Genomic DNA, 24526 nt, shown 5'->3' on the forward strand with positions numbered 1-24526 from the left:
GGCACGGCGTCGGTCTCAGCTGGCGCCGTAGCGCGCCCGGTAGGCGAGCACCCGCTCGCGATGCACGCCGAGGTCGGCGGCGGCGCTGCCCGAGAGATAGTTCAGCAGGTCGTCGAGCGTGGCAATGGCCACCACCTGCAGGCCCAGCTGGTTGCGCACGTACTGCACGGCGCTGTGGTCCACGTCGACGCCGTTCTCGGTGGCTTTTTCCTGCCGGTCGAGCGCAATGGCCACGGCGTGCGGCGTGGCGCCCGCGGCTTCGATGGCGGCAATGGATTCGCGCACCGCGGTGCCGGCCGACATCACGTCGTCGACGATCAGCACGCGGCCCTTGAGCGGCGCGCCGACCAGGTTGCCACCCTCGCCGTGCGCCTTGGCTTCCTTGCGGTTGTAGGCAAAGGGATGGTTGCGCCCGCGCCGGGCCAGTTCGGCCGCCACCGTGGCGCCCAGCGGAATGCCCTTGTAGGCGGGGCCGAAGATCATGTCGAACTCGACGCCGCTCTCGATCAGCCGGTCTGCATAGAATCCGGCGAGCCGCGCGATCTTGGCGCCGTCGTCGAAGAGCCCCGAATTGAAGAAATAAGGACTCATGCGACCGGCCTTGGTCTTGAACTCGCCGAAGCGCAGCACCCCTGCGTCGAGCGCGAACTGGACGAAATCCTGCGCCACCGCACTGCCTTGCACACCATCTACAGCCATCGGGAATTCCTTGTGTTCAAACTGACCAGCCTCAATCTCAATGGCCTGCGTTCGGCCGCCACGAAGGGGGTGGCGGACTGGGTGGCCGAACTTGCGCCGGATTGTATTTGCATGCAGGAGATCCGGGTGCAGGCGAGCGACATCGAAGGCCGATTCGAGGAAATGGCCGGCCTCAAGGGCCATTTCCACTTCGCCGAGAAAAAAGGCTACGCCGGCACCGCGATCTACACCAGGCACGCGCCGAGCGCCGTGGTGGTGGGCTGGGGAGACGCCGAATTCGATGCCGAGGGCCGCTACCTCGAACTGCGCTTCGACACGCCCAAACGCAAGCTCTCGATCATCAGCTGCTACTTCCCGAGCGGCAGTTCGGGCGAGGAGCGGCAGGAAGCCAAGTTCCGCTTCCTGAAGGGCTTCTTCCCGCACCTCATCGCGCTCAAGAAGGAGCGCGAATTCATCCTTTGCGGCGACATCAACATCGCCCACAAGGAAATCGACCTCAAGAACTGGCGCGGCAACCAGAAGAACAGCGGCTTCCTGCCCGAGGAGCGCGCCTGGATGACCCGGCTGCTGGACGCCGGCGCCGACGGCGCGGGCCTGGTGGACGTCTACCGCCTGCTCAAGCCCGACACCACGGCCGAGGCCTACACCTGGTGGAGCAACCGCGGCCAGGCCTACGCGAACAACGTGGGATGGCGGCTGGACTACCACCTGGCCACGCCGGCCCTGGGCGCGCTGGCGCGCAGCGAGCAGATCTACAAGACCATCAAGTTCAGCGACCATGCGCCGATCACGGTGGACTACGACTTCACGCTGTAGCCGCGCCGGCCGATGCCGCTGACCACGCCCGTCGCCGATCCCGCGCCACCGGCAGCCTACCTGCCGCGCGACGTCGTGAACGCGCCCGAGGTCAAGGCGGCCATCGCACGCCGCAGCAGCGAGCGCGGCGACGACGCCGACATGGCGGCCTGGCTGCGCAATCATTTCTTTCGCTGGGCCATCGGCAGCTTCGAGCACGTGCTGACGGTGCACTCGATGGCCGATTACCTCGCGGCCGCAGGCCCCGCAAAGCCGGTGCCCGACTGGCTGGCCAGGCGATTGCAGCCGCGCGCCGATGCGCAGCCCCCGGCCTGCCACTACCTCGACCCCGACCATCTGCTGCTGATCGAGCGCGAGCGCGTGCTGGTGGAGTTCCTGCGCGCGCGGCGCGGCACGCGGCTCGAGCAGAAGCTGCAGCGCATCACCTGCTTCATGGCCCTGGCGATGTGGGAGCGGGAGCACCAGCGCATGCAGGCGCGGCGCAGCAAGGGCTGGGTGCCCAGCAGCGGGCTCGCGCTGCGCGAAGTGCTGCGCACGCCCAACGGCACCTTCTTCGAGTTCGATGGCAGCCATTCAGCGCTGCGCGAAGAGATGGCCTACGAGTCCTACCACATGCAGCACTGCCTCGGACAGTTCGCGAGCCTGAAGAAGCTCAGCGGCGGCTATGGCGAGCAGTACGCGCAGGCCGCGCAGGACGGCCGGCTGCGTCTTTTCACCTTGCGCAGCGCGGGCAACCTGCCGCATGTGACGATCAGCTTCGGCGTGGCCGCCGACGGCCTGCGGGTGGACCAGATCAAGGGCAAGCAGAACCGCCACCCGGTGCGCAAGTACGCCGACGACGTGCTTCAGTTCCTGCGCACCCTGCCGCCGCGCGGCGAACGCCATGCCGATTGCGAAGGCATGGGCCTGGTGTTCGAGCCCGATGCGTCCGCGCCGGCCGGAGGCGCCGCGGCCGGCCAGTGGAAATTCGTGACCGACGTGGCCGACGCCGGCTTCCTGCTCAGCGTGATGAGTGCCAACTTCCACCTGATCGAACACTTCGAACGCCCGCCGGCGGCACTGCAATGGCTGCTGCTGCGCATTGCGCCCCACGAACTGGACCGGCTGCGGTACGTCGATCCGGCCGTCGCCGCGGCCGCGCGCCTGACCCTGCCCGAAAAATCCCTGCCACCCATGCTGCGCGACCTGCCGACCGCCGCCTGCGAGATCGAAGGCATTCCGCTCACGGCCATCGTCCCGGGCGCGCTGCCATGCTGAAGCTGCTGCTGTGGCTCGTGGGGCTGGGCCTGCTGTTCTTCGCGTGGCGCGTGGCCGTCGTGCTGTCCGGCCTGATGCGCGAGGACCGCGAAACCACCGCTCCCGGCAGCCAGGGCGCTGCCGCCCCCGCCAGGGAAGACCCGGCACTGCGCGCCGCCCGCGCCGCAGCCGACAACGCGGCGCCCAACAGGCGCCGCTGGGCCCTTGCGCTCGCGGACATCCTGCTGATTCGCAATGGCCTGCCGTGCAACGGCGACACGCTCGCGCTCGAACTGCCTGCCGAAAAAAGTGAGCAACTCGCGCGCCAGGTGCTGAGGGAAATGAACTTCCCCGCCGACCTGCCCGCCGCCGCCATTCCCGCGCGCATGCAGGCCGCGCTCACCGGCTGGGTCGGCGGCCTCGGCCGTTCGCACGATGGCTTCTACGAGCAGCTTGCGGCCCAGGGCCGTGTGCGCGATGCGCTGGCCTTCGACTGCGCGCGCACCGCCTTCCTGGTGCGCTGCATCGCACTGCTCGGCTGGGTGCCCGAGGCGCAGGCGTGGCCCGTGCTGTTCCTCAACGCCCAGCGCGCGCAGGACAGCTTCGACGGCTGGGAGGATTTCGGCCTGGCCTACGCACGGGCGCGCGAGCACTGGCTGCGCATCAGCACCCAGGACGGCCCCGCCTCTACGCGCGCCGCCATGGAGGTGCGCGAGCACCTGCACAACGTCGAGGGCAGCTGGCTCATGCTGCCCTGGAAACGCTACCGCATCTTCGATCCGCAAACGCTGCCAGCCTGAGACGGCCGGTGCCCCTTGATCTTTCGCTGCACACCATGACCACGAACCCGATCCTGTCCATTCCCTCGCCATGGAAGATCTGCGACGTCGATGCGCTGCTGCGCGCAGGCGAGCACGCCGCGCTCGACCGCCTGTTCGACGAAGCGCTGGCCGCGAGCTTTCACGACCGCGCCGCCGAAGAGCGCTACCACGCCGCGCTGCCCGCCGACCTCCTGGGCTGCACCGGGGCCGGTGCCGAAGGCCTGGCGCGGCTGCGCGCCTGGCAGGCCGCGCGCCCGCAATCGGCCCACGCATGGCTGTGCGAGGCGCACTACTGGTTCCACTGGGCCTACGAATACCGCGGCTCGGGCTGGGCCGGTTCGGTGACCGACCTGGGATGGACCTGCGCCCACGCCTGCGCCACGCATGCGGCCGTGTCGGCGATGCGTGCGCTCGAGCGCGAGCCTACCCTGTGGAACGCCACCGCACTGATGATGCAGAGCGTGTCGGCCTTCAATGAGCCGGACTGGCTCACGGAGCTCGTGCGCAGCGGACGCGGCCCCGAAGCCCCGCTCGTGCACGACCTGCCGCTCGACGGCATGTCCCCCGAGGCGCGCGAGGAACTGCTGGCCATGCTCGCGCGCTCCGGCCTGCAGGCGGACGAACGCATCGCCTGTCCGTCCAGCGCGCCCGCGGCGCTGCCGTCGCCGATGCAGGGCAAGAAGATGCTGACCGGCAAGCAGTACTGGATGCACGCCACGATGCAGATCCATCCGCGGCTGTTCTTCTTCTTGCGCCAGTGCATCTGGTTCATGCAGCCGCGCTGGGGCGGCAGCCACGACCGGGTGCGCGCCTTCATCGCATCGCCGGCCTGCGCGCACCTCGACGAGGTCGAGAAAGACCGCCTGCGGCACGAGATCTGGCGCGACGACTACCTGGAGAACGAGGTCGACGGCGACGACGACCCCGAGGACGTGCGCCAGTGGATGGCCGCCACCCGCCAGCGCGCGGGCGAGGCGCTGCACCCGTATCACCGCTGGGAAACGCTGTACTGGATCGCCAAGAGCCACTACGGCCGCGACGAGCGGCCGCAGGCGCTCGCCTGCCTGAAGGAAGCCGAGGTCCACGCGCCCATCGACGACGACCACGCGATGTCCCTCGCGGTGCTGCTGGCCTGCCAGCTCGAGCCGCAGGACCCGTCCTGGCTGGGCCAGGCCGTCGTGCGCAGCGCCAATGCCGGGGAATGCCCGGCCGCGATGATCCTGCACGGCTACTGCAGCCTGAAGGGCGTGCTGGGATTCGTGCCCAACGAGCCCGCGGGCCAGGCCTGGCTCGAACTCGCCCGCACGCGCGCCCCGGGCACGCTGGCATGGAACAAGCTGGCGTCCGCCCTCCGGTACGGCGGGCGCGAGGCCGACGCCTTCGCGCTGGCAACGATGGGCCAGGCGGCGGGCGGAGACTCCTGCGACTACCTGCTCGGACTGTTCCATGAAGACGGCGTGCATGTCGCGCCCGACCTGAGCCAGGCCGTTCCCTACTACCGCAAGACCGCCGAGGACGGCGGCAACATGGGGGCCTACAAGCTGGGCTACGCCTGCTACAACCTCTCGCTCGCCGCGAAGGACCCCGCCGAGCGCGGGCAGCTGATGCAGGAGGCCGTGGAGGCGATGCGCAAGGCGCACGAGATGGGGCACACCGACGGCCTCGAAGGCATGCTGATGTTCATCGGCGACCTGAACGAGATTCCGGCGCGGCATCGCTACGTGGACCTTGTGCGCGAGCACGCGCAGCGGGGCCACCCGGCGGCCATGGCGGCGCTGTCCGGCCTGCTGGCCGACCCCGCCGACAAGCAGCTCTACGACTACCGCGAGAGCGTGCGCTGGATCCTCGGCGCGCAGGCGGTGGCGCCCGACGACGGTTATGTGAAGAACATGACGCGCATCCACCACGAGGACGGCCTCATCGCCAAGCTCAACTTCAAGCTGCATCGCAAGGGCATCAAGGCGCACGAGATCCCGGGCGCCGACAACGCGATGGTCTGAGGCGCGGGAACGCGCCGCCGGCCGCTTCAGCGCGGCGCCGCCCTGCCCGCGTGCCGCGCCAGGTGCACCTGGTGCAGCGTGATCTTGCGCACCTCCGCCTGGCTGGTCTCGATGTGCGCGCGCAGCAGCATCGCGGCCTGGTCGCCGCGGTTGGCGCGAACGGCCTTGAGGATCTTGCCGTGCTCCTCGTAGGTGGCGTCGATGCGCGGCTGCTGGGTGAAGTCGAGCCGGCGGATGATGCGGATGCGGTCGGTCACGTCGCCGTGCACCCGCGCCATCTCGGCGTTGCCTGCGGCGGCCACGAGCGCGCAGTGAAAGGCCTCGTCCCACTGCGCCACCTGCGCGGTGTCGCTGCTGCGCTGGGCCGCGGGCACGAGCCAGATATCGGCCAGCGCGTCGAGCAGGCTGCGGTCGACGCGGCGGTCGGCTTCGCAGAGGCGGTGCACGGCGGTGGTCTCGAGCACCATGCGCAGGTCGTAGAGCTGCTCGAACTGGTCGAAGTCGAAGGGCAGCACGCGCCAGCCGCTGCGGAACAGCACCTCGACGAAGCCCTCCTGCTGCAGGCGGAACAGCGCCTGCCGAACGGGCGTGCGCGAGACGCCGAGCCGGTCGCTGATCTCGTTCTCGGTGAAACGGTCGCCGGGCACGAGGATGAAATCGGCCACGTCGCGCTTGAGCTGCGCGTAGACCTCGTCGGCCCGCGTGCGGAAAACGGTGGCGTCGGAAGCAGGGGCGGACGAAGCGGAGCGGGGTCGGACGGTAGACACGTAGGGAATGGTAGTCGCAGTCATTGCCCCTGCCCGAGCGCCGCCAGAAGCGCGCTGCTCGGCGCGGTCCAGCCGACGATCGCGCCCTGGGCGCGAACCATGTCGAGCGTGGCCGCCTTGAAGGCCGGAAAGTAGCTTTCGGTGCAGTCTTCGAGCAGCAGGCTGTCGTAGCCCCGGTCGTTGGCTTCGCGCATGCTGGTCTGCACGCAGACCTCGGTGGTGACGCCGCCGAACAGCAGGTGCGTGATGCCGCGCGTCTGCAGCAGTTCATTCAGGCCGGTGGCGTAGAACGCGCCCTTGCCGGGCTTGTCGATGACGATTTCGCCGTCGACGGGCGCCAGTGCGTCGATGATCTGGTTGCCCGGTTCGCCGGCCACGAGGATGCGGCCCATCGGGCCTTCGTCGCCGATGCGCAGGCTCGGGTTGCCGCGGTTGCGCTTGGCCGGCGGGCAATCGGAGAGGTCCGCCTTGTGCGCCTCGCGCGTATGGACCACGAGGCCGCCGGCCTTTCGCCACGCAACAAGGGCCGCCTGGGTTGCGGGCACGATGGCTTCGAGCAGCGACACGTCGTTGCCCAACGTTTCGCCAAAGCCTCCGGGTTCGATGAAGTCGCGCTGCATGTCGATGAGGACCAGCGCGGTGTTCTTCAGTTCGAAGTCATAGGGAAATGGGTTGGCGGTTTCTATGCGCATGGTTGTTCTCGCTGTTTTCCAGGACGGGGGGCTGCGATGCGCGGCCCAGCAAAAGCAGTCAGGTCACTCATGCCGCAGCCTTCAACGGCTCGTGATGCCCGCCACCCATGTGTGCCCCGATCACATGCCGCTCGGCGCCTTCAGCCGAAGTCTCGAAAACAATCCGCCCTTCGCTCATCACGACGATGCGGTCCGCCAACTCCAGAAGTTCGTCAAGGTCTTCGCTGATCAGCAGCACCGCCCCGCCCTTTTCCCGCACCTGCACGATGCGCTCGTGGATCTCGGCAACGGCCGCGAAGTCGAGGCCGAACACGGGGTTGGCCGCGATCAGCACGTTGATGTCGCCGGCGAGTTCGCGCGCCAGCACCGCGCGCTGCACGTTGCCGCCAGACAGGCTGCGGATCGGTGCGCCCTCGCCCTGCGTCTTCACGCCGTATTCGGCAATCCACTCGCGCGCCCGGTTGCGCCAGAACAGGAAGTTCAGCACGCCGCCGCGCGACAGCGGCGGCCGGTCGAAATCGCGCAGCGCCATGTTCTCCGCCACGCTGAGGTCACCCACGCAGGCGTTGCGCAGCGGCTCCTCGGGCAGGCTGCGGACCTTGAGGCTGCGGTTCTCTGCGCGGCGCGCGCTGTAGGGCTGGCCCATCACGCTCACCTTGCCGGCCAGCCGCGCGCGTTGCCCGACCAGCGCCTCGACCAGTTCGCGCTGCCCGTTGCCCGAGACGCCCGCCACGCCGAGGATCTCGCCGGCGCGCACCGACAGGCTCAGCCCGTGCAGCGCGAGCGTGCCGCGATCACCCTGCGCCTCGAGGCCTTCGACGTGCAAGGCGACGGGCGCCGCATCGGGCACCGGTTTTCTCGCGACAGGCGATGAAGCCGGCGCAGGCGCCGAAGCACCCTCGCCGCCCATCATCGCCTGCGCCAGCTGCGCCGGGTTCGTGTCCGCCACGCGGCAGTGGTGCACCGCCTTGCCGCGGCGCAGCACCGTCACGCTGTCGGCATAGGCCATCACCTCGCGGAACTTGTGCGTGATGACAAGCACGGTGCACAGGCCGCTCTTCGCGAATTCGCGCACGTGGCCCAGCACCTCGTCGGCCTCCTGCGGCGTGAGCACCGAGGTCGGCTCGTCGAGGATCAGCAGGCGCGGCTTCAGATACAGCTGCTTGAGCAGTTCGAGCTTCTGCTTCTCGCCCGCCGCGAGTTCAGATGGCCGCACGTCGAGGTCGAGGCTGAAGGGCGTGGTCGCAAGAAATTCCTTGAGCTCCGCGCGCTTCGCCTTCCAGTCGATCAGCGCCGGCGTCTTGCCGCCCGCGAGCAGCAGGTTCTCGGCCACCGTCATGCCCGGCGCCAGCGTGAAGTGCTGGTAGACCATGCCGATGCCGAGTGCGCGCGCCACGATGGGGTTGGCAATGTCCTGCTCGCGCCCGTCGATCAGGATGCTGCCCTCTTCCGCACGCTGGAAGCCCGCCACGCATTTCACCAGCGTGCTCTTGCCCGCGCCGTTCTCGCCCAGCAGCGCATGCACCGTGCCGGGCTCGACGCGCATCGTCACACGGTCCATCGCGGTGAAGGCGCCGAAGCGCTTGGTCAGTTCGTAGGTGTCGAGCGCGAGCGCGCCGCTGCCCGCAGGCAGCGCGCCGATGGCATGGGGCGTGGCGGCCATGCGTTCGTCAGTCCAGTGCAGACAGCAGCGCCTGCGATGTGGCGTGCGCGCCGAACACGCCGCCCTGCATGGTGATCATCTTCAGCGCCGCCAGATGGTTGCCATGGTCGGTGGCGGCCGTGCAGTCCGACAGCAGCAGGCATTCGAAGCCGCGGTCGTTGGCGTCGCGCATCGTGGTGTGCACGCACACGTCGGTGGTGATGCCCGCGAGGATCAGGTTCTCGATGCCGCGCGTGCGCAGGATCAGCTCCAGGTCGGTGGCATAGAACGAGCCCTTGCCGGGCTTGTCGATCACCACCTCGCCCGGCAGCGGCGCGAGTTCGGGAATGATCTCCCAGCCCGGCTCGCCGCGCACCAGGATGCGCCCGCACGGCCCGTCGTCGCCGATGCCCACGCCGTTGGCGCCGATCTGGCGCGAGCGCCAGCGCTTGTTGGCCGGCAGGTCCGCCAGGTCGGGCCGGTGGCCTTCGCGCGTATGGATGACGTGAAAGCCCAGCGGCCGCAGCGCCGAGAGCGTGCGCGCGATCGGCTGGATCGGCGCCTGCACCAGCGAGAGGTCGTAGCCCATCACGTCGACGTAGCCGCCCTTGCCGCAGAAGTCGGTCTGCATGTCGATCACGATGAGCGCGGTGTTGCCGGGCCGCAGCGCGCCGTTGTAGGGCCAGGCATAGGGCTCGGCAGCCACGTGGCGGGAAGATGGGGTGTTCGCCATGGGATTCAGCTCCTTGTCGATGAAAGTTCGCCCGGCGCGCCGGCAGCTGCCGTGCCGGGTCTGCAGGTCAGCACCAGGATCATCAGCGTGAGCACGTAAGGCACGGTGTTGAACAGGTGATAGCCCCAGCCGATGCCGATGGATTGCAGCGCCGGCCCGATGGCCCCCGCCCCGCCGAAGAGCAGCGCCGCACCCACGCAGCGCAGCGGGCTCCAGCGCGCGAAGATCACGAGCGCCACTGCGATCAGGCCCTGGCCGCTGGAGATGCCCTCGTTCCAGCTGCCCGGATAGAACAGCGTGAGCGATGCGCCGCCGAGCCCGGCGATGAAACCGCCGGCCGTGGTCGCCGCAATGCGCAGGCCCGAGACGGAGTAGCCGAGCGCGCGCGTCGCCTGCGCCGAGTCGCCGGCCATGCGCACCAGCAGGCCGGCCCGCGTGCGCGCAAAGCCCCACCAGAGCAGCACCGCCAATGCCACGCCGACAGGCACCAGCGCATTGAGCTGCAACGCCGAACGCACCACCGTGTTGTCGCTCCAGAAGCCCAGCGGTATCGCGGGGATCTGCGGCGCCTGCGGCTGGATCAGCGGCTTGCCAAGATAGAACGCGAGCCCCGTGCCGAGCAGCATCAGCGCGATGCCGGTCGCCACATCGTTCACGCGGTCGAGCGAGCACAGGAGGCCATGCAGCAGCGCGAGCGCCGCCCCCGCCACCGCGCCGATCAGCACGCCCAGCCAGGCGGAATCGGTGAGGTACGCACCGCCGAAGGCGGCCATGGCCGAGAGCACCAGCACGCCTTCGAGCCCGAGGTTGATGCGGCCCGACTTCTCGGTGAGGCATTCACCGAGGCTCACGAAGAGAAACGGCGCGCCCACGCGCAGCGCACCGCCGACGATGCCGGCGGCGAGCGCGATCCACTGGTCCGCGGTCATCGCACCGCCCCCGCGCCGCGCGGAACGCGCGCGCGCAGGGCGTTCCAGTCGACCATGCGCAACCCCTCGCTCGCAAGGATCAGCACAAAGGCCATGCCCTGCAGCACCAGCACCGAGGCATCGGGCAGCCCGAGCCGCCGCTGCAACAGGCTGCCCGCCGCACCGAAGCCGCCAAACAGGATCGCCACCGGCACGATGGCCACCGGGTTGTGCCGCGCGATGAACGACACCAGGATGCCCGCATAGCCGTAGCCCGCGATCAGCGAGGCATTGGCGTTGGTATGCACCGCCGCCACCTCGACCGCGCCCGCGAGCCCCGCGCAGGCGCCGCCGAGCCCGCAGGCCCCGAGGATGAGCCGCGTCGCCGGCAGCCCCACGAGCTGCGCGGTGCGCGGATTGCCGCCCACCACGCGTACCGAGAAGCCCGAGGCGGTGGCGCGCAGCCACCACCCGAGCGCCAGGCAGGCGACCACGCCGATCACGAAGCCCCAGTGCACGTCCGAGCCGCCGATGCCGCCGATCAGCAGCCCGTCGGCGAGCGCATGGGTCGATGGCTTGTTGAGACTCGCCGGATCGCGCAGCGGCCCTTCGACCAGGTGCTTGAAGATGCCGACGGCGATGTAGGCCAGCAGCAGGCTGCTGATGGTTTCGTTGATGCCGCGGTACTGGCGCAGCCAGCCCGCAAGGGCGATCCACAGCGCGCCGGCCAATGCGCCCGCGAGGCAGACCACCACCGTGCCCGCGGCATTGCCCGGCAGCGGCACCGCATGCGCGAGCGCGGCAGAGGCCAGGCCACCGAGCACCAGCGCGCCCTCTGCGCCGATGACGATCAGCCCCGCGCGCGCCGGCAGCGCCACGCACAGCGCGGTGAGCATCAGCGGCGCGGCGCGCTGCAGGGTGTTCTGCCAGGAGAACCAGTCGCCGAACGCGCCCTTGAAGAGCGTCGCCCAGACCTCCACCGGATCGACGCCCGCAAAGGCCGCGAGCACGCCGAACAGCAGCAGCGCCGCCGCAATGGCGAACACCGGCAGCGCGAATTCCTTGAGCGCTTGGCGCATGGCGTGCGGGCCTGTGCTGCTGCGATCAGGCCTGGCCGATCACGCCTTCGACCAGGTAGTTCATCTTTTCGAGCTCCAGGTCGGTCTGCTTGAGCACCTTGCCGGCCGGCACCACGACCGCGCCCTTGTTGTCCTTGATGCCGTCCTTGAAGATGTCGAAGCTGCCCGCGATCATCTTCGCCTTGATCTCGTCGGCCTGCTTCTTCGCGGCGTCGGGCACCATCGGGCCGTAGGCCGACATCTTCACGTAGCCTTCCTTCAGGCCGCCGCGCAGGAAGTTCGGATGCGGCTTGCCGGCCTGCGCGGCCTCGATGGCGGTCTTGTAGGCCGTGAGCCAGTTCCATTCGGCACCGGTGAGGTACGCGTTGGGCGCGAGTTTGGCCTGGCTCGCGTGGTAGCCGCAGACCATCTTGCCGCGCTTGGCCGCCGTCTCCACCACCACCTTGGGGCCGTCGACGTGCATGGTGAAGACATCGCAGCCCTGGTCGGCCAGGCTGTTGGTGGCTTCGGCCTCCTTCACGGCCATCGACCAGTCGCCGGTGAAGATCACGCTGCAGGTGATGCCGGGCTTGACCGAGCGCGCACCCAGCGTGAAGGCGTTGATGTTGCGCAGCACCTGCGGGATCGGCTTGGCGGCGACGAAGGCGATCTTGTTGCTCTTCGTCATGTGCGCGGCGATCACGCCGTTCAGGAACTGGCACTCGTCGATGTAGCCGAAGAAGCTGCCCGCGTTCTTCGGGTGCTTGCCCTCGGTCCAGAGGCCGCCGCAGTGCGAGAAGCGCACGTCGGGATTTTTGGGCGCCATGGCCAGGATGTGCGGATCGAAGTAGCCGAACGAGGTGGGGAACAGGAGCTTGGCACCGTCCTGCGAGATCATGCCGGCCATGGTCTTCTGCACGGCGGCGGTCTCGGGCACGTTCTCTTCCTCGACCACCTTGATGCCGGGCAGCTTCTTGATTTCTGCGGCTGCCATGGCGTGCGCCTGATTGTAGCCATAGTCGTCGCGCGCGCCGACGTAGATCACGCCGACGGTCAGCGGCTTGGCCTGCGCACTCGCAAGGGCGCTCCAGCCTCCGAGGGTGCCGGCGGCGCCCAGCGCGGCCAGGGACTTGAGGGAATCGCGGCGATTGATTTGGCTTGTCATGGCGTTCTTTCCAGAGGTTGAAGGGAGTGCAAAAAATGTGCCCCGCGCTCAGCCCGGCAGGCTCACGTGGGCGGCGACCACGCGCCAGCCGTCGGCCGTGCGCAGCCAGGTCTGGCTTTGCCGGCCGATAGCGGTGGCGCCTTCGCGCCGGAACTCGCAGTTGGCCGTGGCAAAGTCGCGGCCATAGGTGGTGATGACCGTGCGCAGCAGCTCGCGCGGCGGGCTCTGCACCCGCAGCGATGCGCGGAAGGCGCTGATGGCGGCATGGCCGTAGTGGTTCTCGGAGAAGCCGTAGCGCAGCGTGTGCGGGCTGTTCCAGAACAGCGCGTCGAGCACTGCGGGCTGGTTGGCCATGAGCGCTTCCTCGTAGCGCGCGAACACGGCCGTCACTTCGGCAAGCACCTCGGGGATGTTGATCTCGGGCGTCACCGGCGGACCTCGCGCTGGAAGATGTCGAGGCTGAGCTTCTTGGTTGCGACGAAGCTCTCGGTGCTCAGCGTCTCGACCGTGCGCGGGCGCGCGTCGCCATAGCGCAGGATCTCAGCCACCCGGGTGGGCCGCTTGGTCAGCAGCAGCACCTCGTCGGCAAGGTACACGGCCTCTTCGAGGTCGTGCGAGACCAGCAGCATGGTGGTGCCGGTCTGCATGAACACCTCCTGCAGCTTCTCGCGGATGAAGAGCGTCATCTCGAAGTCGAGCGCCGAAAAGGGCTCGTCGAGAAACAGCACCTCGGGCTTGGGCGCGAGCGCGCGCATGATCGATGCGGTCTGCTGCTGGCCGCCCGAAAGCTCGTACGGAAACCGCTTGAGATCGAACTTCACGTCGAACGACGCCACCAACTCTTCCATGCGGCGGTCGACCTCGGCCTTGCTGCGCCCTTCGAGCTTCAGCGGGTAGGCGATGTTGTCGATGGTGCGCATCCACGGGAACATCGCCTCGCGGTAGTTCTGGAACACGTAGCCGATCTTGGTGTCCTTGCGCTGCTTTCCGTCGAACAGGATCTCGCCCGCATCGATGGGAACGAGCCCCGCGATCATGTTGATGAGCGTGGACTTGCCGCAGCCGTTGGGCCCGAACACCGAGACGATCCGGTGCTTGGGAATGTCGAGGTCGAAGTTCTCGTACAGCGGCCAGCCCGCGAAGTACTTGGTGAGGCCGCGGATGGTGATGTGCGTGCCGGCCGGGCCGGGCTTGAAGACGGGCCTGGGCACGTCGGCATACACGGGGCCGTTCAACACGGTTTCAGTTGAAGCTCGCATGGTTGCGTTCCTGTTCCGGTTTGTGCGTGAGCTGCCGCGGAACCGGCTTCGCCGGGCCGCAGGCTGCGCCCCCTCGCAGGGGGGTGGCGGCTACGCGAAGCGAGCAAGCCTGGGGGTGGTCCATCATCTTCCGCTCCAGTGCACGATGCGACGCTCGGCAATGAGAAAGAGAATGTTCAGCGCATAGCCCAGCGCACCCGCGGCCAGAATCGCCGCATACATGCTCTTCACGTTGAGCACCTGCTGCGCATCGATGATCCGGTGGCCGAGACCCGTGTCGGAGCCGATGAACATCTCGGCCACGATGACGATCACCAGCGCCATCGACACCGCCGAGCGCAGGCCCACGAAGCTGGGCTGCAGGCTTTCCCACACCAGCACGTCCTTGAAGATCTGCCAGCGCGAGGCGCCCATGACGCGCGCCGCCATCACGCGCTGCTTGCGCGCGTTGATCACGCCATAGGCGCTGTTGAACACCACGATCAGCAGCGCGCCGAACGCCGCGATGGCCACCTTGTTGACGTCCGACACCCCGAAGATCAGGAGGAACAGCGGGATCAGCGCGGACGATGGCGTGGAGCGGAAGAAGTCGATCAGGAACTCGACGCTGCGGTACGCGCGCTCATTGCTGCCGAGCAGCACGCCCAGCGGCACGCCGACCACCGCCGCAATCGCGAAGGCCTGCAGCGTGCGCCACACGGTCATCGCGAAGTCGGTGAGCAGCGGTCCGCCCGCGAGCCCCGTGATGAGCGCCGCGACCGTGTCGGCGGGCGTGGGCAGCAGGATCGGCTTGATGAAGCCGAGCCGCACCGCCAGGTCCCACACGATGAACAGCACCACGGGGCCGACGAAGGGCAGCAGCCGGTCGCGCAACGGGGGCTTCGGTGCCACCGCCGCCGCGCCGGCGGCCGGCGGTGTCCACGGCGCGGCCGTGGTCGTGCTTGCGTCGGCCATGGTCAGGCCTTGTAGAGCAGGCCGTCCACCGGCACCTTCTTCTCGAAGATGCCTTTCTCGGTGAACAGGTCGTAGAACTTCTGGAAGTACGCGACGTCGCTCGGCTTGAACTCGTTGTAGAGCATGTACGAGGCGAGCGGCACTTCGGCCGTGAGGCTGCCTTCGATGGCGGTGTAGCCCTTCATGTGCTGGCGCGCGTCGTCGGGCTTGCTGCGCACCAGCTCCACGCCGCGTGCATAGGCGGCGATGTACTTCTTCGCCGCTTCGGGGTTCTTCTTGATGAACTCGCTGGTGAGGCTGGCCGCGCCGCCGTGCCAGGGCGCCATCGGATCGCCGAGGATGTATTTGGCGACCACGCCGGCCTCGAGGACGCGCGTGGTGCCGTTCATGCGGCCCACGGTGCCGGTGGGCTCGAGCGTGTAGCAGGCGTCGACCTGCCCCGCCACGAGCGCGGCCACGTGCTGGCCGATCGGAAGCTCGCTCACGGTGGCGCCCTTGGCGCCCGCGCGCTCCAGCATGGTCTTGCACAGGGTCACGTTCTGGATGCCGGGGCCGGACGCGATCTTCCTGCCGGCCAGCTCGGCCATGGTCTTGATCGGGCTGTCCTTGGCGACGATGAATTCGTCGAGCACGAACTTCGCGTTGCTCGGGTTGGTGCAGAAGATCTTGAAGAGCCCCGGCTGCGCGATCTCGCCGATGGCGAGGTTGGCCGAGCCCGTGCCGTTGGAGCTGCCGTCGCAGCGGCCCGCGAGCATGCCTTCCATGACCTGCTGCGCGCCCGCGAACCTGAGCGGCTCCACGTCGAGGCCGGCTTCCTTGAAGTAGCCGCGGTCGACCGCGGCAAAGAAAGGCAGGCCCGCGGCCACGGGCCAGAAGCCGATGCGGATCTTCGGCACGGCCTGCGCGCGCACGATGGCGGGCGCGGCCAGCACGGCCAGCCCCGCGGCGCCGGCCTGCAGCAACTGGCGGCGCGACGCGGCGGCGGGCGATTTTTCAGGGATGCTCATGAAGACTCCTCGATCGGTCAGGTTGGAATGGCTTGGGAAGAGGCGGTCGTGCGGCTTGCGATGTAGGCACGCCAGCCACCGTGGTGGCTCACGTCTTCGGCGCCTGCGAGCGCATGGCCTTCGCAGATGAAGCCGTGCACCCAGCTGCCGTCGGCGAGCTCGACGCTGCCCAGGCCCAGCGGGGGCGGGATCAGGGCCAGGAAGCTGCCGACCTCGGCCACGGGCACGGACCACACTTCGAGCGCGATGGCTGCTCCGCCGGCCGTGCTGCGCTGCAGCCCCGGCTTGGGCGGCACGGTGCCCGGCAAGGCATGCAGGCGGTAGCGCGGCGAGGTGGTGGTGGCGCGCAGCAGCGTGGCGCCGCGTTCGGTGAGCTGGTCGTTGAGCGGCATGCCCGAGAGATGCGCGCCGACGACGGCGATGGGCATGGTCTGCACTGGCGGAGCGCCCAGGCCCGGAATGGAGCGCGGCTCGGGCAGCGGCAAGCCTATGGCGCCCTGCGGCAGGCCGGTGGCGTGGTGATAGCGCTGGCCCAGCTCGGCCAGCGCAAGATCGCTGCCGCACGGGCCGATCAGCGTGATGCCGAAGGGCAGGCCGTCGGCGCGCAGCGAGCTCGGCACCGAGATCGCGGCGTAGTCCAGCAGGTTGACGAAGTTGGTGTACGCGCCGAGGTTGCGGTTGAGCACCACGGGGTCGGCGCGCATCTGTTCGCGCGTGTAGTGCGTGGGCGCGGTCGGCACCAGCAGCAGGTCGATGCCGCGCCACATCGGTTCGACCTGCTGTGCGATCGCGCGAAGCCTGGTCTGCGCCTCGAACACGTCGGCGGCGCTGTAGCCGCGGCCGCTTTCGAGGATGCCGCGCACCGGCTCGATCACTTCAGCGCCATGCGCATCGAAGAACCCGCGCACCGCCGCATAGCGCTCGGCCACGAGCGCGCTTTCGTAGAGCAGCGCGGCGGCCTCCGCCAGCGGCGCAAAGGGAATCGCCACGGCCGTGCCGCCGAGGGCGGCGAGCCGCACCTGTGCATCGCGAAAGGCCTCTTCGGCCGCGGCATCGCCGAAGAAGCTCGGCGTGTCGGGCACACCGAAACGGAAGGCGGCTGGAAGTGCCTCGCGGCGCAGCGCCACGTCCCTTGAGTAGGGATCGCGTGCGTCGGGTCCGGCGGCCGCAAGAAGCACCTCGACGGCCAGGCCGACGGTGCGCGCAAAGATCGACACGCAGTCCGCGCTCTGGGCGGCCGGCACCACGCCGAAGGCACTCAGCAGGCCGCGCGAGGGCTTGAGCCCGACGATGTTGTTGAGTCCGGCGGGCACGCGGCCCGAGCCGGCGGTGTCGGTGCCGAGTGCGAAGTCGGCCTCGCCGGCGGCCACCACGTAGGCCGATCCGGAGCTGGAGCCGCCCGAGACGTAGCGCGCATCGAAGGCATTGGGCACTTCGCCATACGGCGAGCGCGTACCGTTCAGGCCGCAGGCGAACTGGTCGAGGTTGGTCTTCCCGATCAGCGATGCACCGGCATCGAGCAGCTTCTGCACCACGGCCGAATGCTGCGCGGGCCGTCGGTCGAAGGCCGGACAGGCGGCCGTGGTGGGCACGCCGGCCACGTCGATGTTGTCCTTGACCGCGAAGCGAAGGCCGGCGAGGCGGCCTGCGCCCGCACCGGGCACAGGCCGGGGAAAGCGGGCAATCCACGCTGCGGCGGCCGATCCGTTTTCTTCATGCACCATCATCAGGCATCCAAACTTGTGTACAAGTCGAGATGCAAGCAATGTGCCAGGCGAAAACAGGCCGTAATGGATTTGCGACCTCTCCCGGCGGGAGAGGGAGTCAGACGCAGCCCTCTTTCAGAGGAAGAGGTGGCTCAGACCTCAGCTGCGCTTGGCTTCCCGGTAAAGCCCTTCGACCTTCGGCAGGTTGGCCTCGAGCTTCTGGATGCGGTCCGGACCGCTCGGGTGGGTCGATAGAAAGCTCAGGCCGCCCTGGTTCTTCGAGGCGGTGGCCATCTTGTTCCAGAGCGTGATCGAGGCCTTCGGGTCATAGCCCGCGCGCGCCGCGAGTTCGAGCCCGACGAGGTCGGCCTCGGTCTCGTCGCTGCGGCTGAACTTGAGGGTGAGCAGCTGCGTGCCGGCGCGCGCCGCCAGGTCGCCCATCTGGCCCAGGCCCAGCAGTTGCGCGCCGATGGAAAGCGCCGCGCCGGTGCCCGCGCTCTTGGCCATGCGGGCACGCGCATGCTCGCGCAGCGCATGGGCCATTTCGTGTCCCATCACCATGGCGACTTCATCGTCATTGAGCTTGAGCTGTTCGAGGATGCCGGTGAAGAAGGCGATCTTGCCGCCGGGCATGCAGAAGGCATTGATCTGCTTGCTGCCGATCAGGTTGACCTCCCACTTCCAGTCGCGCGCGCGCGAATTCCACGGCGTGGCAAAGGGAATCAGCCGGTTCGCGATGGTGCGCAGCCGCTGCAGCTGCGCATTGCCGTCGCCCGCGAGCGCACGCTTGGCGCGCGCCTGCTCGAGCAGCTGGCCGTACTGCTGCACGCCGGCGGCCTCGATCCGGTCGGCCGGCACGAGGTTGCGCGCCACCGAGGCATTGCCCACGTTCACCTGCGCCAGGGCCGGCCCGGCCAGCGCGGCGCCGGCCGCCGCCAGCAGGAAGGCCCGCCGCGGCTGCCAGGCCGTGGCGCGGGAAGCCGAAGAAGCCACGGAAGGAAGGAAGAGCTCGCATCGTGTGCACATGCGCGGATCATAGGAACAATTGCCGACAAAAAGACGGCTCGGCAGGCGGCGCGCGCTCATGGACAATCCGAAGCTCATGTCTGCCCAGCCCGCCGAAACCTCCACCGCCCCCTCCCTGCCCTGGCGCGATGCGCTGAAGGTCTACCTCGAGCCCGCCACGCTGCGCATGCTGGCGCTGGGCTTTTCCGCCGGCCTGCCGCTGCTGCTGGTGCTGGGCACGCTGAGCTTTCGCCTGCGCGAGGCGGGCATCGATCGCACCACCATCGGCTACCTGAGCTGGGTGGGCCTGGCCTATGGCTTCAAGTGGGTGTGGGCGCCGCTGGTCGACCGGCTGCCGCTGCCGCCGCTGACCACGCTGCTCGGGCGGCGGCGCGGCTGGCTGCTGCTGGCGCAGGGGATGGTGGTTGCGGGGCTGGTCGGCATGGCGCTCAACGATCCGCGCCAGGGCCTCGCGCCGCTGATCTGGTGCGCGCTGCTGGTGGCCTTCGGCTCGGCCACGCAGGACATCGCGCTGGACGCCTTCCGCATCGAGTCGGCCGAAACGCGCAAGCAGGCCGCGCTCGCCGCCGCCTATCAAACGGGCTACCGCCTGGCGATGATCTGGGCCGGCGCCGGCGTGCTGTGGGTGGCGGCCTGGGCCGAGGTGGCGCCGGCTGCGGCGGCCACGGGCGCGGCGGCCTACCAGAACGGCGCCTGGAAGACGGCCTACCTGGTGATGGCGGCCTCGATGGCGGTGGGCGTGCTCACCGTGCTGCTGTCGCCCGAGCCGGTGCGCCGCGTGCTGCCCAAGCCGAAGAACGCGGCCGAATGGCTGCAAGGCGTGCTGATCGAACCTTTTGCCGACTTCATCCGCCGCTACAAGTGGCAGGCCGCGCTGATCCTCTCGCTGATTGCCATCTACCGCATCAGCGACGTGGTGATGGGCATCATGGCCAACCCCTTCTACGTGGACATGGGCTTCACCAAGGACGAAGTGGCCACCGTCAGCAAGATCTACGGGGTGGTCATGACCCTGGCCGGCGCCTTCGTGGGCGGCGTGCTGTCGATGCGCCTGGGCGTGATGCGCGTGCTGATGCTGGGCGCGGTGCTCAGCGCCGCGAGCAACCTGCTCTTCGCCTGGCTGGCCTCGCGCGGGCACGACCTGACGGCGCTGATCGCGGTGGTGTCGGCCGACAACCTGGCCGGCGGCATTGCCTCGGCGGCCTTCATCGCCTACCTGTCGAGCCTCACGAACATCAGCTATTCGGCCACGCAGTACGCCTTGTTCAGCTCGCTGATGCTGCTGCTGCCCAAGTTCATTGCCGGCTATTCGGGCGCTTTTGTCGACGCCCACGGCTACGCCCAGTTCTTCACCGCCACCGCCCTGCTGGGCCTGCCAGTGCTGCTGCTGGTGGCGCTGGCCGCCCGCATCACCACCACCAAGGCGCCGGCCGGGCGTCAATAGGGCACGGGCCCTATAGGAAAACAGCTGACGCTGCGGGGCCCGCGCAACTGGTAGGCTGTCACTTTCCGGTTACCTCCGCTTCGCTCCCAGAGCGATCATTCATCTTCCGCCTGCCAACCCACAAGCAACGTGCCGCCCCGCATTTCTCCCCTTCAGATCAGCGCCTACACGGCCACTTCGGCCGTCGGCGTCGGCAAGGAGCCGCTCGCCGAGGCGCTCGAGCATTCGCGCAGCGGCCTGCGCGCCAACGATTTCGGCGATGCGCCGCTGCCCACCTGGATCGGCCGCGTCGACGGGCTCGAGGACATCCGCCTGCCCGAGGCGCTGGCCTCGTGGGACTGCCGCAACAACCGGCTGGCCTGGCTGGGCCTGCATGCGGACGGCTTTCCCGAGGCCGTGGCGGCCGCGCGGGCCAGGTACGGCCCCTCGCGCATCGCGCTGATCCTCGGCACCTCGACCTCCAGCATCGGCGAAACCGAGCTGGCCTACACCCAGCTCGACGCCGACGGCCTCTTTCCCATGGACCAGCGCCGTGCGGCCGTGCACACGCCGCACTCGCTGGCCATGTTCGTGCAGCAGGTGCTCGGGCTCACCGGGCCGAGCGAGACGATTTCCACCGCCTGCTCGTCGAGCGCCAAGGTGTTCGCCTCGGCCGAGCGGCTGATCCGCCTCGGCCTGGCCGATGCCGCCGTGGTCGGCGGGGTCGACACGTTGTGCGGCAGCGTGCTGTTCGGCTTCAACTCGCTCGAACTGGTGTCGAGCGAGCCGTGCCGGCCGTTCGACGCGAGCCGCAAGGGCATCAGCCTGGGCGAGGCGGCCGGCTTCGCGCTGGTGGAACGCGTGCAGGACGACGCAGCCGCGCCGCTGCGGCTCCTGGGCTACGGCGAAGCCAGCGATGCGCACCATATGTCGACGCCGCACCCCGAAGGGCTGGGCGCCGAACGCGCGCTCGACGAGGCGCTGGCGCGCGCGGGCCTCGCGCCCGAGGCGATCGACTACATCAACATGCACGGCACCGCGAGCCAGAAGAACGACGAGGTCGAAGGCGCGCTGGTGGCGCGGCGCTTTCCGGCGCGCACCCACGCCAGCTCGACCAAGGGCTTCATGGGCCACACGCTGGGCGCGGCGGGCATCGTCGAATCGGTGATCAGCCTGCTCGCGATCGAGCGCGGCCTGATGCCGGGCACGGTCAACACGAACCAGCTCGACGAAGGCTTCGGGCCGCAGATCAGGCTCGAACCCGCGCATGGCGAGGTGCGCTACGCGCTGACCAATTCCTTCGGCTTCGGCGGCAACAACTGCTCGCTCGTCTTCGGCAAGGCAACCGCATGAAGCCCACGCCCGTGCCACCTACTCTCTATATCGAAGGCCCGGCCTTCTGGACGCCCACCCTGCCGGGCTGGGACGCCGCGCGCGCCGCCTTCCGCGGCGAAGGCGGGCTCGCCGATCCGCCGGCCAAGCGGCCGTCGCCGCAGGTGCTGGCACCGGCCGAGCGCCGCCGCGCGCCCGACACCGTGGCGCTGGCGCTCGAAGTGGCCGCCGCGTCGATGGCGGGCGCGGGCCGCAACGCGGCCGACGTGCCCTGCGTGTTCGTCTCGGCGCATGGCGACCTGTCGATCAACGACTACATGTGCAGCACGCTGGCCACCGATCCCACGGTGCTGTCGCCCACGCGCTTTCACAACTCGGTGCACAACGCGGCCGTGGGCTACTGGACCATCGGCACCGGCTGCATGGCGGCCAGCAACTCGGTCTCGGCCTACGAGAACAGCTTTGCCGCCGGCCTGCTCGAAGCGGCCGTGCAATGCGCGGCCGACCAGTCACCGGTGCTGCTGGTGGGCTACGACACGCCCACGGTGGGCCCGCTGACTTCGGTGACCGACAGCCAGGGCCTGCTGGCCGTGGCGCTGGTGATCGCGCCCGAGCGCACGGAACGCACCGTGGCCGCGCTCGATTGGTCGGTGCAGGACAACGGCGGCAGCACCGTGCCGGCGCCGCTTTCCGATGCCGCGAAAACGCTGGCGCACATCAACCCGATGGCCCATGCGCTCGGCCTGTTCGAAGCGCTGGCGCGGCTGGAAGACGATCCGCCGCCCATCGGCCTGCCGCTTTCTTCCACCCTGTCGCTGCGGCTGCAGCTGCGGCAGGTCCGGGACTGAAGTTCCATGACCGGCACTGCGCAACGATGTGACGCAGTGATCATGGGCGGCGGGCTCGCGGGCCTCACCTTGGCGCTGCAGCTGAAGCAGCGCTTCCAGGACCTCGACGTGCTGGTGCTGGAGCGGCGCAGGCACCCGGTGCCGCATGCGGCGCACAAGGTGGGCGAGTCTTCGGTCGAGATCGGCGCGCACTACTTCGACACGGTGCTCGGCCTCAAGCCCCACATGGACGGCGCGCAGCTGCGCAAGTTCGGCTTCCGCTTCTTCTTCAGCGAGGGCCGGCGCGACATCGACCAGGTCACCGAGATCGGGGCCAGCCGCTACCTGGCGGTGCCCAGCTACCAGATCGACCGCGGCATCTTCGAGAACTACCTGGCCGAGGAGGCCGTGCGACGCGGCGTGCGCTTCGACGATGCCGCGCTGGTGCGCCGCGTCGACCTGGCCTCCGACGCCGAGGCACCGCACCGCCTCGAATGGACGCGCGGCAGCCAAACCCACAGCGCCGAGGCGCGCTGGCTGGTCGATGCCTGCGGCCGCGCCGGCCTGCTCAAGCGCAAGCTGGGCCTGGCCGAGGCCAACGCGCACGACGTCAACGCCGTGTGGTTCCGCATCGGCGAGCGCATTGCCATCGACGAGTGGAGCGACAGCACCGCCTGGCGCGAACGCTGCGATCCACAGGCGCGCTGGCTCTCGACCAACCACTTGGTGGGCGCGGGCTACTGGGCCTGGCTGATTCCGCTGGCCTCGGGCTCGCACTCGGTGGGCATCGTGGCCGACCCGAAGCTGCATCCGCTCGACACCATCGACACCTTCGAGAAGGCGATGCGGTGGTTCGCCACCTACCAGCCGCGGCTGTACGACGCGCTCGACGGCAAGCGGCACCTGCTGCAGGACTTCGCGTTCCTCAAGCACTTCTCGCATGGCTGCAGGCAGGTGTTCTCGGGCCAGCGGTGGGCCCTGACGGGCGAGGCCGGGCTGTTCCTCGACCCCTTCTATTCGCCGGGCAGCGACTTCATCGCGATCAGCAACACCTACATCACCGACCTGGTGGCGCACGACCGCGCGGGCCGCTCGGTGGAAGCCCGCGCGCAGCTCTACGACCAGATCTACCACTCGTTCTACGACAGCACGCTGGCGCTCTACCAGGACCAGTACCCGCTGTTCGGCGACCCCGAGGTGCTGCCGGTGAAGGTGATCTGGGACTACGCCTACTACTGGGGCGTGCTGTCGCAGATCTTCTTCCAGCAGCGGCTCACCGACCTGATGCTGCTGGGCAGCCTGAAGGACGAGCTGCAGCATTGCCAGCGCCTGAACCTCGCGGTGCAGCAGCTGCTGCGCGCATGGTCCGCCGCCAGCGCCAGGCGCAACACCCCGGTGATGCTCGACCAGGCCGCCATGCCCTGGTTCGCCGAGCTCAACCGCAGCCTGAAGGATCCGCGGCTGGGCGACGCCGAGTTCAGGGCGCGCATCCGGGCCTCGGCCGCGCAGCTGCGCCAGCTGGCCGGCGAGATCCTCGCGCGCGCGCAGGCAGACAATGCGGACCTGCGCGGCTGCGGCCTGCCCGCGCTGCTCGCGGAAAACATCGCCGGCCTGCCCGCCGGCGCGCAAGACGGCGCTATGCTTTTCGCAGCACTTCCGGAGGACAGCCGGAAGCCGCGTTTACCCAACTTTACGGAGCGTTCAAGCCCCGTTGCCCCCGGTGCACGACCATGAAGCGCATGAGTACCCCCCAGCTCCTGATGATCGAAGACGATGCCCGCCTGGCACAGATGGTGGGCGAATACCTGACGCAGTCGGGTTTCCTCTTCACGCATGCCGGCGACGGCGCCAGCGGCCTCGAGCAGCTGCAGCAGCACGCGCCCGACCTCGTGATCCTCGACCTGATGCTGCCCGACACCGACGGCCTGGAGATCTGCCGCCGCATCCGCTCGCTGCCGCCTCCGGCTTCCAAGGTGTCGGTGCTGATGCTCACCGCCAAGGGCGATCCGATGGACCGCATCATCGGCCTGGAGATCGGCGCCGACGACTACCTGCCCAAGCCCTTCGAGCCGCGCGAGCTGCTCGCGCGCATCCGCGCGGTGCTGCGCCGGCGCAGCGAGAACAATGCCGACACCGAAGCCAGCACGGTGATGCGCTTCGGCACGCTCGAGATCGACCGCAACGCGCGCACCGTGTCGGTGGGCGGCGCGCTGGCCGACCTCACCTCCTACCAGTTCGACCTCCTGGTGGCCATGGCCGAGCGCGCCGGCCGTGTGCTCACGCGCGACCAGATCATGGAGGCCGTGCGCGGCCGCGAGCTGGAGGCCTTCGACCGTTCGATCGACGTGCACATGGGCCGCATCCGCGCCGCCATCGAGGTCGATGCCAAGAACCCCAAGCGCATCCTCACCGTGCGCGGCGTGGGCTACGTGTTCGCCAAGCAGCAGGACTGACC

The 24526-nt window shown here is 69.1% G+C and carries 23 protein-coding genes; 9 read left to right on the forward strand and 14 right to left on the reverse strand.

What is annotated here, in order from left to right; genetic code table 11:
* Nucleotides 1-15: 15 nt before the first annotated feature.
* On the reverse strand, nucleotides 16-699 hold the full coding sequence (pyrE, locus tag FB547_RS13210; RefSeq protein WP_124958378.1) for an orotate phosphoribosyltransferase: 684 nt from the start codon (nucleotides 697-699) through the stop codon (nucleotides 16-18).
* A 12-nt stretch (nucleotides 700-711) separates the two neighbouring features.
* Here pyrE and FB547_RS13215 point away from each other — a divergent pair, with 12 nt between their 5' ends.
* From FB547_RS13215 to FB547_RS13230, 4 genes are read left to right on the forward strand one after another with little or no spacing between them, the layout of a single operon-like run.
* Nucleotides 712-1515: an exodeoxyribonuclease III gene (locus FB547_RS13215; protein ID WP_145742871.1), complete on the forward strand. Its 804-nt coding sequence runs from the start codon at nucleotides 712-714 to the stop codon at nucleotides 1513-1515.
* A 12-nt stretch (nucleotides 1516-1527) separates the two neighbouring features.
* Entirely contained in the window at nucleotides 1528-2772 is a 1245-nt protein-coding gene (locus FB547_RS13220; protein ID WP_145742873.1) for a hypothetical protein, read from the forward strand.
* A complete protein-coding gene (locus tag FB547_RS13225; RefSeq protein ID WP_145742874.1) occupies nucleotides 2766-3551 on the forward strand; it encodes a DUF1266 domain-containing protein in 786 nt (261 codons plus the stop codon). The genes FB547_RS13220 and FB547_RS13225 overlap by 7 nt, the downstream gene beginning before the upstream one ends.
* Nucleotides 3552-3586: 35 nt before the next feature.
* Nucleotides 3587-5572 (forward strand): DUF4034 domain-containing protein, encoded by a 1986-nt coding sequence (locus FB547_RS13230; protein ID WP_145742876.1) that lies wholly within the window; start codon nucleotides 3587-3589, stop codon nucleotides 5570-5572.
* Nucleotides 5573-5598: 26 nt separating this feature from the next.
* On the opposite strand, the gene FB547_RS13235 is transcribed toward FB547_RS13230, so the two are convergent.
* From FB547_RS13235 to FB547_RS13295, 13 genes are all read right to left on the reverse strand, one after another.
* A complete protein-coding gene (locus FB547_RS13235; RefSeq protein WP_145742878.1) occupies nucleotides 5599-6363 on the reverse strand; it encodes a GntR family transcriptional regulator in 765 nt (254 codons plus the stop codon).
* Complete coding sequence (locus FB547_RS13240) at nucleotides 6360-7031, reverse strand: cysteine hydrolase family protein (protein ID WP_145742880.1); 672 nt, start codon at nucleotides 7029-7031, stop codon at nucleotides 6360-6362. The genes FB547_RS13235 and FB547_RS13240 overlap by 4 nt, the downstream gene beginning before the upstream one ends.
* A gap of 67 nt (nucleotides 7032-7098) precedes the next feature.
* Nucleotides 7099-8694 carry an ABC transporter ATP-binding protein gene (locus FB547_RS13245; protein ID WP_145742881.1) on the reverse strand — a complete coding sequence of 532 codons (1596 nt, stop codon included), beginning with the start codon at nucleotides 8692-8694 and terminating at the stop codon, nucleotides 7099-7101.
* A gap of 7 nt (nucleotides 8695-8701) precedes the next feature.
* On the reverse strand, nucleotides 8702-9406 hold the full coding sequence (locus tag FB547_RS13250; RefSeq protein WP_145742883.1) for a cysteine hydrolase family protein: 705 nt from the start codon (nucleotides 9404-9406) through the stop codon (nucleotides 8702-8704).
* A 5-nt stretch (nucleotides 9407-9411) separates the two neighbouring features.
* Nucleotides 9412-10335: an ABC transporter permease gene (locus tag FB547_RS13255; protein ID WP_145742885.1), complete on the reverse strand. Its 924-nt coding sequence runs from the start codon at nucleotides 10333-10335 to the stop codon at nucleotides 9412-9414.
* Nucleotides 10332-11393: an ABC transporter permease gene (locus FB547_RS13260; RefSeq protein WP_145742887.1), complete on the reverse strand. Its 1062-nt coding sequence runs from the start codon at nucleotides 11391-11393 to the stop codon at nucleotides 10332-10334. The genes FB547_RS13255 and FB547_RS13260 overlap by 4 nt, the downstream gene beginning before the upstream one ends.
* Before the next feature lie 25 nt (nucleotides 11394-11418).
* Complete coding sequence (locus tag FB547_RS13265; RefSeq protein ID WP_145742889.1) at nucleotides 11419-12537, reverse strand: BMP family ABC transporter substrate-binding protein; 1119 nt, start codon at nucleotides 12535-12537, stop codon at nucleotides 11419-11421.
* A 48-nt stretch (nucleotides 12538-12585) separates the two neighbouring features.
* Entirely contained in the window at nucleotides 12586-12966 is a 381-nt protein-coding gene (gene hpxZ / locus FB547_RS13270; RefSeq protein ID WP_145742891.1) for an oxalurate catabolism protein HpxZ, read from the reverse strand.
* Nucleotides 12963-13796: an ABC transporter ATP-binding protein gene (locus FB547_RS13275; RefSeq protein WP_145742893.1), complete on the reverse strand. Its 834-nt coding sequence runs from the start codon at nucleotides 13794-13796 to the stop codon at nucleotides 12963-12965. The genes hpxZ and FB547_RS13275 overlap by 4 nt, the downstream gene beginning before the upstream one ends.
* Nucleotides 13797-13919: 123 nt before the next feature.
* Nucleotides 13920-14750 carry an ABC transporter permease gene (locus FB547_RS13280; RefSeq protein WP_145742895.1) on the reverse strand — a complete coding sequence of 277 codons (831 nt, stop codon included), beginning with the start codon at nucleotides 14748-14750 and terminating at the stop codon, nucleotides 13920-13922.
* A 2-nt stretch (nucleotides 14751-14752) separates the two neighbouring features.
* Nucleotides 14753-15757: an ABC transporter substrate-binding protein gene (locus tag FB547_RS13285; RefSeq protein ID WP_145742896.1), complete on the reverse strand. Its 1005-nt coding sequence runs from the start codon at nucleotides 15755-15757 to the stop codon at nucleotides 14753-14755.
* Nucleotides 15758-15774: 17 nt separating this feature from the next.
* A complete protein-coding gene (gene atzF, locus FB547_RS13290; protein ID WP_145742898.1) occupies nucleotides 15775-17484 on the reverse strand; it encodes an allophanate hydrolase in 1710 nt (569 codons plus the stop codon).
* A 138-nt stretch (nucleotides 17485-17622) separates the two neighbouring features.
* The gene (locus tag FB547_RS13295) at nucleotides 17623-18489 is read right to left on the reverse strand and encodes a M48 family metallopeptidase (RefSeq protein WP_145742899.1); all 867 of its coding nucleotides are present in this window, start codon (nucleotides 18487-18489) and stop codon (nucleotides 17623-17625) included.
* A gap of 76 nt (nucleotides 18490-18565) precedes the next feature.
* On the opposite strand from FB547_RS13295, the gene FB547_RS13300 reads away from it, so the two are divergent.
* The 5 genes from FB547_RS13300 to FB547_RS13320 all read left to right on the forward strand — a co-directional run bounded on the left by FB547_RS13300 (nucleotide 18566) and on the right by FB547_RS13320 (nucleotide 24524).
* On the forward strand, nucleotides 18566-19933 hold the full coding sequence (locus FB547_RS13300) for an AmpG family muropeptide MFS transporter (protein ID WP_261380273.1): 1368 nt from the start codon (nucleotides 18566-18568) through the stop codon (nucleotides 19931-19933).
* 129 nt (nucleotides 19934-20062) lie between these two features.
* Complete coding sequence (locus tag FB547_RS13305) at nucleotides 20063-21265, forward strand: beta-ketoacyl-[acyl-carrier-protein] synthase family protein (RefSeq protein WP_186454154.1); 1203 nt, start codon at nucleotides 20063-20065, stop codon at nucleotides 21263-21265.
* Entirely contained in the window at nucleotides 21262-22092 is an 831-nt protein-coding gene (locus FB547_RS13310) for a beta-ketoacyl synthase chain length factor (protein WP_145742902.1), read from the forward strand. Before FB547_RS13305 ends, FB547_RS13310 begins: the two co-directional genes overlap by 4 nt.
* Nucleotides 22093-22098: 6 nt before the next feature.
* Nucleotides 22099-23805, forward strand: coding sequence for an NAD(P)/FAD-dependent oxidoreductase (locus FB547_RS13315; RefSeq protein WP_145742904.1), 1707 nt, complete (start codon nucleotides 22099-22101; stop codon nucleotides 23803-23805).
* On the forward strand, nucleotides 23802-24524 hold the full coding sequence (locus FB547_RS13320; protein ID WP_012745423.1) for a response regulator transcription factor: 723 nt from the start codon (nucleotides 23802-23804) through the stop codon (nucleotides 24522-24524). Before FB547_RS13315 ends, FB547_RS13320 begins: the two co-directional genes overlap by 4 nt.
* The last annotated feature ends 2 nt before the right edge of the window (nucleotides 24525-24526 follow it).

It is taken from the genome of Variovorax beijingensis, from assembly GCF_007828835.1.
GTDB classification, from domain to species: Bacteria; Pseudomonadota; Gammaproteobacteria; order Burkholderiales; family Burkholderiaceae_C; genus Variovorax; species Variovorax beijingensis_A.